The sequence below is a fragment of the Halomonas sp. SIMBA_159 genome (genome assembly GCF_046536035.1).
GTDB classification, from domain to species: domain Bacteria; phylum Pseudomonadota; class Gammaproteobacteria; order Pseudomonadales; family Halomonadaceae; genus Vreelandella; species Vreelandella venusta_A.
In genome coordinates this window covers 64,355-72,066 of record NZ_JAWJBT010000021.1, presented here as the reverse complement: position 1 = coordinate 72,066, position 7,712 = coordinate 64,355, and the positions used below count along the sequence as shown (strand labels likewise).

Below are 7,712 nucleotides of genomic sequence, written 5' to 3'. Positions count from 1 at the left end.
CGCTAGGAGGTCTTACTCCCAGCGTCTATGCGGCGAACAGTTAACCCCAAGTGTCTACAAAAATGGGGCCATACCATCCCCTCACTACTCACTATTCACCTCTCACCATTCACTATTCACTATTCACTATTCACCTCTCACTATTCACTAATAACCACTCCCCACTTTCACCCTGGCATCAATAGGTTGGTTACGTGACCATGCGATAAAGATCAGGCCTAGGGCGATCATAGGGAGCGTGAGCAGCATGCCCATGGTGAACCAACCAAAGGCGAGGTAGCCGATGTGGGCGTCGGGCATGCGTACAAATTCGACCATAAAGCGGAAGACGCCGTAACCCAGTAGGAAAAGGCCGGATAACAGGCCGCGGGCGCGGGGTTTGGCGGATACCCACCAAAGAATGGCGAACAGGACTACCCCTTCTAACAGCGCCTCGTAGAGTGCCGATGGGTGGCGCGGTTCTGGCCCCATGCCGGGGAAAGGCATGCCCCAGGGCACAGACGTGACACGGCCAGGCAGCTCATGGTTGATAAAGTTCCCGATGCGCCCAGCCCCTAGACCAATGGGCACGAGCGGGGCAATAAAGTCGGTTAGGGTGATGAACGCTAGCTGCTTACGACGGGCAAATAACCAAGCGGCGAGCAGTACGCCGAGCAATCCACCATGGAAACTCATACCGCCATCCCAAACGCGGAAGATCCAGAGCGGGTCGGCCATCCACTGCTCTAGTCCGTAGAACAGCGCGTAGCCCAAGCGGCCACCGGCAACTACGCCAATCGCGCAGTAAAAGAGCAAATCGCTGATATCATCGTTGTTTAACCCAATGCGCAGCGCTCGTTTACAGCCCAGCCACCAAGCGGCCACAAAGCCAACCACATACATTAGCCCGTACCAATGCACTTGCAGCGGGCCGAGGGAAATCGCGACAGGATCTATCGTTGGGTAGTTAATCATTCATTTTCTCTGATGAAATAAAAGAAACGCTACAGTGTGCCAGAGCGCGATTACGCCAGTATGAAGCGTATCCCCACTACGGCGAGCAGTGCAGCAAAACCGTAACGAAGCACATGGGCAGGCAACACATGCGCTAAGCGTACTCCTAGGCGTGCAAACGGCACGCTGGTGGCGACAATGCCCAGAAAGGCAGGCCACATAACAAACCCGGTTGCCCAAGGCGGCAACAGGGGGTTACCCCAGCCCACTAGGATAAAGGTAATTGCTCCCACTGCGGCTATTGGTAAGCCACAAGCGGCAGAGGTTCCCACGGCTTGTGTCATGGTGGCACCGCAACGCGATAGCCAAGGCACGGTCATGGCCCCGCCGCCGATGCCAAACAGGGCAGAAATCGCCCCCACCACGCCTCCGGCAATTGTCATGGCGGCTTTACCGGGTGCAAGCGTGCCTGGTTTCGGCGTCAGCCCAATGATCATTTTGGTAGCGAGTAGCAGGACGAACACGCCGAATAGCGTTCCCAGCACGGTGCCGGATAAATTACCGGCAATAAACACCCCGGCAATGGCTCCCATCATTAACCCAGGCAACAGTGCCATAAACCATGTGCGATGCACGCTTCCCTTACGAAAGTGGCCTAACGCAGAGGAAGCACCGGTAATCACAATGGTCGCAAGCGAAGTACCCACCGCTAAGTGCATGGTAATCTCAGGAGAGATGCCCTGTAGACCGAAGGCAAACACCAGCACCGGTACAATGATAATGCCACCGCCCACACCAAACAGGCCGGCCATGGTTCCAGCGGCGGCCCCTAGGAGTAAGTAACTCGTCAAAATAGCTGCGAAGGTCATTCTTTAGGTTTCTCTAAGGCGTTAGGCAGCCATTTTTTGATCATGCTATGCAAAGTATCGGGCTGGTAAGGTTTCGCAAGGATATCGTCTAGCCCCGCTGCTTGGCAGATATCTCGGCCAGCATTATCGACATTGGCGGTAAGCGCAATCATCACGCTACGCTGTGGCTGATGCTGTGGTTGATGGTGCTGCTGATTACGCTGCTCAAACTTGCGCCAGCGTCTGGTCGTTTCCAGGCCATCTAGCGTGGGCATAAAAATGTCCATAAATACCAAATCGTAAAAAGTTGATTGCTGCCGTTCTAATGCCTGTTCACCGCTACTGACGCCCTCCACCTGAAGGCCTTGAGACTCTAACATTTGCCGTGCCAGCATCAGGTTAACGGGACCATCATCAACCACCAATACGCGGGCACGCTGCTCGTCGGCGACGGGGATATCATAGGTATTGGCTTCGTTAACACTTTGTTGAACAAAGTTAGCCAGCAGTGAGCGGATATCAGCAAGCCGTTCACGCACATGAGTAACATTTTGGCGACAGGCATCTGATGCATTGTCAGTGAGCATGCTACCGAGATGCTCAAACAGACTATCGGCTTCCCGCTGCATCAGTGTTAGGTAGCCAGACTTCAGCCGCGACTCTTCTCTTGCTCGTTCTCGCCCGGCCATCAGGTGTTTCAGCTGTTTTTGCTGGTGATGCAGATCATCCAGCAACGCTTGGTCAGATTTCAGCGACTCGTCTTCGTTTATCCCATGCCCGGTCTTTTCCTGAGCGTTAATCAGGCTCGCGAGCTGGTCATTAGCGCGGGTGAGACGCTTTAGCGGGCGATGTTGATTTTCTTCAACGGCCAGCAGAGGCGCATCGGGTAGAATGTTCATTTGCAGCGCATCAATGCGTCGCTCAAGCTCATTAAGGCCTTGCATAAAGAGCGCGTCTTTGTGTTTTGCGCGCGCTTTGATGAGCATCAAGAAGGCGCCTACATTCATGCAGCTACCCAACAAAAGAGTCAGCGTTAACCACAGCGTGGTTGTCCAGGAGGCTTGGCTAGGCGACATCAGCCAGATCACCGCCCCGACTAAGACGCAGAGCAGGACTAGCGCGGCCTGAACCAGTAGCAGTGGCCATAAAACCGGCCAAATAATGGCGTTCCAGAAGTGCTCTCGCTGATAGCGTTGCATAATTCGCGATTTCCTGGTGTGTACGAAGCGTAATGCCCCGCATAGGTGGCCCGCGTTATCATTAGCGTTTCTAAGCTTAGTGTACGTCGACACTGCAAAGCTGTCATGCCGCGCCGACTTACAGGCAGCCTTACCAAGCAGACATGCTATTTCGGCAGACCATTCAGACATACGATGCATATATAAAATGCATACATAACACGCGCGCAGATTATATGTGCTTAACCAGCATCAGGAGGCCAGACTCATGCCGTTGAAGGGCTTTTTATGTGTTTAATAACGTTCACATGGGCACCGGGCAGCCGTTATCCGCTTCGCTTGGCAGGCAACCGCGATGAGTTTCATGCGCGGGCAACGGCACCTCTGGGCGCTTGGCACGACTTACCGCTATTGGGAGGTCGAGATCTGGAAGCCGGCGGCACTTGGCTGGCGGCTAATCGGCACGGCGTAGTCGCCGCTCTCACTAATGTTCGCGACACGGCGCTGACAACACCGGCCAATGCTCCCAGCCGGGGTGAGCTGGTCGCTGGAGTACTTACCAGTAACGACCCCGCTGCGTGGCTTGATGCCTTGGCAAACCACCACGCGGAACGCTACGCAGGCTTCAACTTATTAGTGGCAACACCCCACCAGTGCTGGCACCTGCACAGGGGCCGCGATGGTGTAGGACTTGCCAGCGTACCGCCTGGGGTACATGGGCTTTCCAATGCAAGCCTGGATACGCCGTGGCCTAAGCTACAGGCCGTGCGGAGTGCGCTGGAACGTAGCGACGACACTACTTGGCGTCGTCATACGCGCCACGCGTTGCATAATGCTGCTCTGGCCAATGACCACCAGCTACCTGATACAGGCGTGGGTATTGCCCTTGAGCGCCAGCTTTCGGCGGCGTTTATCATCGGCGAGCAGTATGGAACCCGCGCCACCACTTGGCTAACGCTCGATAAAAATGGCCACGCCACGCTTACCGAGCAGCGTTTTGGGCCGCTCGGTCGTTTTTATGGTGAAAGCACACTAGTCGCGAGGAGGCAGCAGGTGCGATAGCTGCCACTCGTCTAGCCGCTGATTCAGATGCTCATGCACCAGCGCAGGCGTATCCAACTGCATAATCTGTTTCAGCAGCGTTTGAGCATCCGCCAACGTGACGCGACGAATTGCGGCCCGTACTTTTGGCAGGCTGGGTGCGTTCATGGAAAGGCTGGTAAAGCCCATCGCCATTAATAGCAGCGCGCCCGCCGGGTCGCCCGCCAGCTCACCGCACAGCGAAATGGGTTTATTCAACCGCTTGGCATCTTGGGCGAGCTCTTGCAGCGCGCCCAGCAGTGCCGGGTGTAGCGCGTCGTACAGGCTAGAGACCCGTGGGTTATTGCGGTCGACCGCCAACAGATATTGAGTCAGGTCGTTACTGCCCACCGAGAAGAAGTCGACTCGCTTAGCCAGCGCATCCATCTGATAAATAGTGGCGGGCACTTCGATCATCACCCCAACTTTGGGCCGCTCTACCGCGATACCCTCCTCGCCCAGCTCTAAAATGGCGCGGTCAAGCAGCCGGATGGCCTCATCCACCTCTTCCACGTTAGTAATCATGGGGAACAGTACGTAGAGATTGCCTAAATCATGGGAGGCTTTGAGCATGGCCCGTAGCTGCACCATCAGCACTTCGGGGTGATCAAGCGTGACGCGCATGCCGCGCCAGCCCAAGAACGGGTTGGCTTCCTCAATGGGGAAATAGGGCAGGTCTTTGTCACCACCGATATCCAGCGTACGCATCACCACGGGAAGCGGTGCAAAACCTTCTAACTGCTCGCGGTACATCCGCATCTGCTCTTTTTCACCGGGGAAGCGCTCGGTGATCATAAACGGCACTTCGGTGCGGTAGAGCCCGACCCCGCCAATACGGCTTTTTAGCAGCGCTGAGGCATCCACCGCCAAGCCAGTATTCACCATCAGCGGCATTTCATGGCCGTCTGGGGTTTGGCTGGGCAGGTCTTGCTCGTGTTCTAGCACTTCGCTGAGCACTTTCTCTTCAGCAATTAGGCTGGCGTAGCGGGTTTGCAGCTCGGCAGCAGGCCGAACGAACAGCCGCCCTCGGTGGCCATCTAGCACCACAGGCGCACCGTTAAGACGCGGTAGCGGCAGGTCGACCATGCCCAATACCGTGGGAATACCCATGGCTCGTGCCACAATCGCTACGTGGGAGGTACTGGAGCCACGCACTGAGACGAGGCCTTTGAGCTTATCGCGGGGTACTTCGCCCAGCATAGCCACGCTGATTTCATCACCAACCAGGATGGCGTTATCGGGATAGGTTTCCGGCGTGGAGGGCGTGTCTTCTTGCAGGTGCGCCAGCACACGACGGCCCAAATCGCGGATATCCGCTGCCCGCTCGCGCAGGTAGTCATCATCGACACGCTCAAGGTATTGCACGTGGCGGCGGACAACATCAGCGAGTGCCCCCGGTGCCCACTGCCCTTCACGAATACGCTTTTCCACTTCCTCAGAGAGCGCAGCCTCGCCCAGCATTTGCTGGTACACGTCAAACAGCGCCAGCTCTTGGGAGGAGATACGGTTAACCAAGCGCTCCGCTGCCGCGCGAATTTCATCGCGGGTTTTGCCAATGGCCTCTTTCAAACGGGCAATTTCGTACTCTTGGTCGCTGGGAATTAGGTCAGGAACGCTGTTGAGGTCGGCAGGCGGAGTAATCACCACGGCTTCGCCCATGGCCATACCAGGTGACGCCGCGACCCCTTTAAACATGGCCTGGCCACCGGGCAGCGCTGGGCGCGTAAGATTGCCAGTGGCTAAGGCGTGAGCCAGCACGCCCGCAAGCTGCGCGGCCATGGTGACTAAGAAGGCTTCGTCTTCGTCGTCGTAGCGACGCTTTTCTGCCTGCTGAACCACCAGCACCCCCAGCATGTGGCGCTGGTGGATAATCGGCACGCCTAAAAAGCTGGAGTAGCGCTCCTCACCGGTGGCTTCAAAATAGCGGAAATGGGAATGCGACTGAGCATCTTCCAGATTCAGCGGTTCACTGCGCTTCGCTACCAGCCCTACTAAGCCTTCGCCTAGCGGCAGCACGACATGACCCACGGCCTGAGTACGCAGCCCGATGGTTTCCATCAGCACCAGCGACTCCAGCTCTTTATCGTAAAGATAAAAAGAGCAGACGTCGGTCTGCATGGCTTTGCGTATGCGGCGCACCATGGTCGACAGCGCGGCGTCGAGGTTTCGTGCGCCATTCACTTCTTGAATAACGCGTCGCAGCACCTCAAGCATGGACGTTTTACTATTCACTATTATTTGCCTCGCTGAGGGATTGTCCGGCTGGCGACCACTGCACTTACCCTGCAGTGGTGCGCGCGTTATCCTTCGTCATCTTGTGCCAAGCGCTGCACACGGGGAGACAGCTCCCTGAGCGCGCGCCGATAGACCTCTCGTTTGAACGGCACTACTTGCCCAAGCGGGTACCAGTAGCTTACCCATCGCCAACCGTCGAATTCCGGCTTGGGCGTGGCCGTCATACAGATACGGTTTTCTTGGCAACGAATTTTGAGTAAAAACCATTTCTGCTTCTGGCCGATACACACCGGCCGTGAGTGGGTACGAATCATGCGTCGTGGCAGACGGTAGCGCAGCCAGCCCCGGGTGCAGGCGACAATATCAACATCGTCGGCGGTTAGGCCGATCTCTTCGTGAAGTTCACGAAAAAGCGCTTGTTGTGGAGTCTCGCTTGCTTTAATGCCTCCCTGGGGAAACTGCCACGCATTTTGCCCTACACGACGCGCCCAAAGCAGCTGCCCCTGGCTATTGGCAATAATAATGCCAACATTGGGGCGAAAGCCGTCAGCGTCGATCACGGACATCACCTTCATAAATTTTCAGTTATCCCCATTTTTCCACAGGGGAGACAACGGTATCAATACAATAAAACGCTAAGTGGTTAAACCTAGGTGACTCTGCGATAATCCGGCGCTTTGTGTCCCACGACCAACGTTCAACATTTACCACCAACATGAACCATAAGGGGAGCGCCGTGAGTCTGGCCATTTTCGATTTGGACAATACGTTGCTATCCATCGACAGCGATCACGCCTGGGGCGAGTTCTTGCTTGAACAGGGAGCGGTGGACCCAGTGGCGTACCGCGAAGCCAACGAACGTTTCATGGCCGATTACAATGCGGGCACGCTGGATATGATGGCGTTTCTCGCCCTGGCGCTAAAACCCCTGGCCGACAATACCCCAGAGCAGCTAGCCGCGTGGCACCAGCAATTTATGGCCAGCAAAATCGAGCCCCATATTCTTCCCAAAGCCGAAGAGCTACTGGCCCGCCACCGCACCAAAGGCGACACGCTGCTGATTATCACCGCCACCAACCGCTTTATTACCGGCCCGATTGCCGAGCGCTTGGGCGTGGATGATTTAATCGCCGTAGAGCCTGAAATGATTGACGGCCGCTATACCGGCCAAGTAGATGGCGTACCCAGCTATCGCGAAGGAAAAGTCACCCGTTTACACGCATGGCTGGAAGCCCAAGACCTCACGATGGATGGCGCGTGGTTTTACAGTGACTCCCACAACGACCTCCCGCTGCTAGAAAAAGTCGACAACCCTGTCGCCGTGGATCCCGACGACACCCTTCGCCAAGTGGCTGAAGAGCGAAACTGGCGCATTATGAGCCTGCGGGATTAATTGATTGGTGAGGCTAACAAAAAACCCCGCAAGAAATCTTGCGGG

Annotated in this window: 7 protein-coding genes; 2 read left to right on the top strand and 5 right to left on the bottom strand. The window is 56.1% G+C overall.

Features of this window, described 5'->3' with window-relative positions:
• Positions 1 to 147: 147 nt before the first annotated feature.
• From lgt to R0J87_RS14565, 3 genes are read right to left on the bottom strand one after another with little or no spacing between them, the layout of a single operon-like run.
• The gene (gene lgt / locus R0J87_RS14575) at positions 148 to 954 is read right to left on the bottom strand and encodes a prolipoprotein diacylglyceryl transferase (RefSeq protein ID WP_498887001.1); all 807 of its coding nucleotides are present in this window, start codon (positions 952 to 954) and stop codon (positions 148 to 150) included.
• Positions 955 to 1,004: 50 nt separating this feature from the next.
• Positions 1,005 to 1,802, bottom strand: a complete 798-nt coding sequence (locus R0J87_RS14570; protein ID WP_404342403.1) for a sulfite exporter TauE/SafE family protein — start codon at positions 1,800 to 1,802, stop codon at positions 1,005 to 1,007.
• Positions 1,799 to 2,980, bottom strand: coding sequence for a response regulator (locus R0J87_RS14565; protein ID WP_498886999.1), 1,182 nt, complete (start codon positions 2,978 to 2,980; stop codon positions 1,799 to 1,801). Before R0J87_RS14565 ends, R0J87_RS14570 begins: the two co-directional genes overlap by 4 nt.
• Positions 2,981 to 3,247: 267 nt before the next feature.
• Between R0J87_RS14565 and R0J87_RS14560 the strand changes: the two genes are divergently transcribed.
• Positions 3,248 to 4,021 (top strand): NRDE family protein, encoded by a 774-nt coding sequence (locus R0J87_RS14560; RefSeq protein ID WP_498886997.1) that lies wholly within the window; start codon positions 3,248 to 3,250, stop codon positions 4,019 to 4,021.
• Here R0J87_RS14560 and ptsP read toward each other — a convergent pair.
• Complete coding sequence (gene ptsP / locus R0J87_RS14555; protein WP_498887005.1) at positions 3,992 to 6,253, bottom strand: phosphoenolpyruvate--protein phosphotransferase; 2,262 nt, start codon at positions 6,251 to 6,253, stop codon at positions 3,992 to 3,994. The two genes, R0J87_RS14560 and ptsP, sit on opposite strands and share 30 nt — an antisense overlap.
• Before the next feature lie 86 nt (positions 6,254 to 6,339).
• Positions 6,340 to 6,834, bottom strand: coding sequence for an RNA pyrophosphohydrolase (locus R0J87_RS14550; protein WP_139527002.1), 495 nt, complete (start codon positions 6,832 to 6,834; stop codon positions 6,340 to 6,342).
• 176 nt (positions 6,835 to 7,010) lie between these two features.
• Here R0J87_RS14550 and R0J87_RS14545 point away from each other — a divergent pair, with 176 nt between their 5' ends.
• Positions 7,011 to 7,667, top strand: a complete 657-nt coding sequence (locus R0J87_RS14545; RefSeq protein WP_498886996.1) for a histidinol-phosphatase — start codon at positions 7,011 to 7,013, stop codon at positions 7,665 to 7,667.
• Positions 7,668 to 7,712: the final 45 nt, after the last annotated feature.

What these genes read in the sequence shown, in the direction of transcription:
- lgt (WP_498887001.1), bottom strand. Translation starts at nt 954, where the DNA reads ATGATTAACTACCCAACGATAGATCCTGTCGCGATTTCCCTCGGCCCG.
- R0J87_RS14570 (WP_404342403.1), bottom strand. Translation starts at nt 1,802, where the DNA reads ATGACCTTCGCAGCTATTTTGACGAGTTACTTACTCCTAGGGGCCGCC.
- R0J87_RS14565 (WP_498886999.1), bottom strand. Translation starts at nt 2,980, where the DNA reads ATGCAACGCTATCAGCGAGAGCACTTCTGGAACGCCATTATTTGGCCG.
- R0J87_RS14560 (WP_498886997.1), top strand. Translation starts at nt 3,248, where the DNA reads ATGTGTTTAATAACGTTCACATGGGCACCGGGCAGCCGTTATCCGCTT.
- ptsP (WP_498887005.1), bottom strand. Translation starts at nt 6,253, where the DNA reads ATGCTTGAGGTGCTGCGACGCGTTATTCAAGAAGTGAATGGCGCACGA.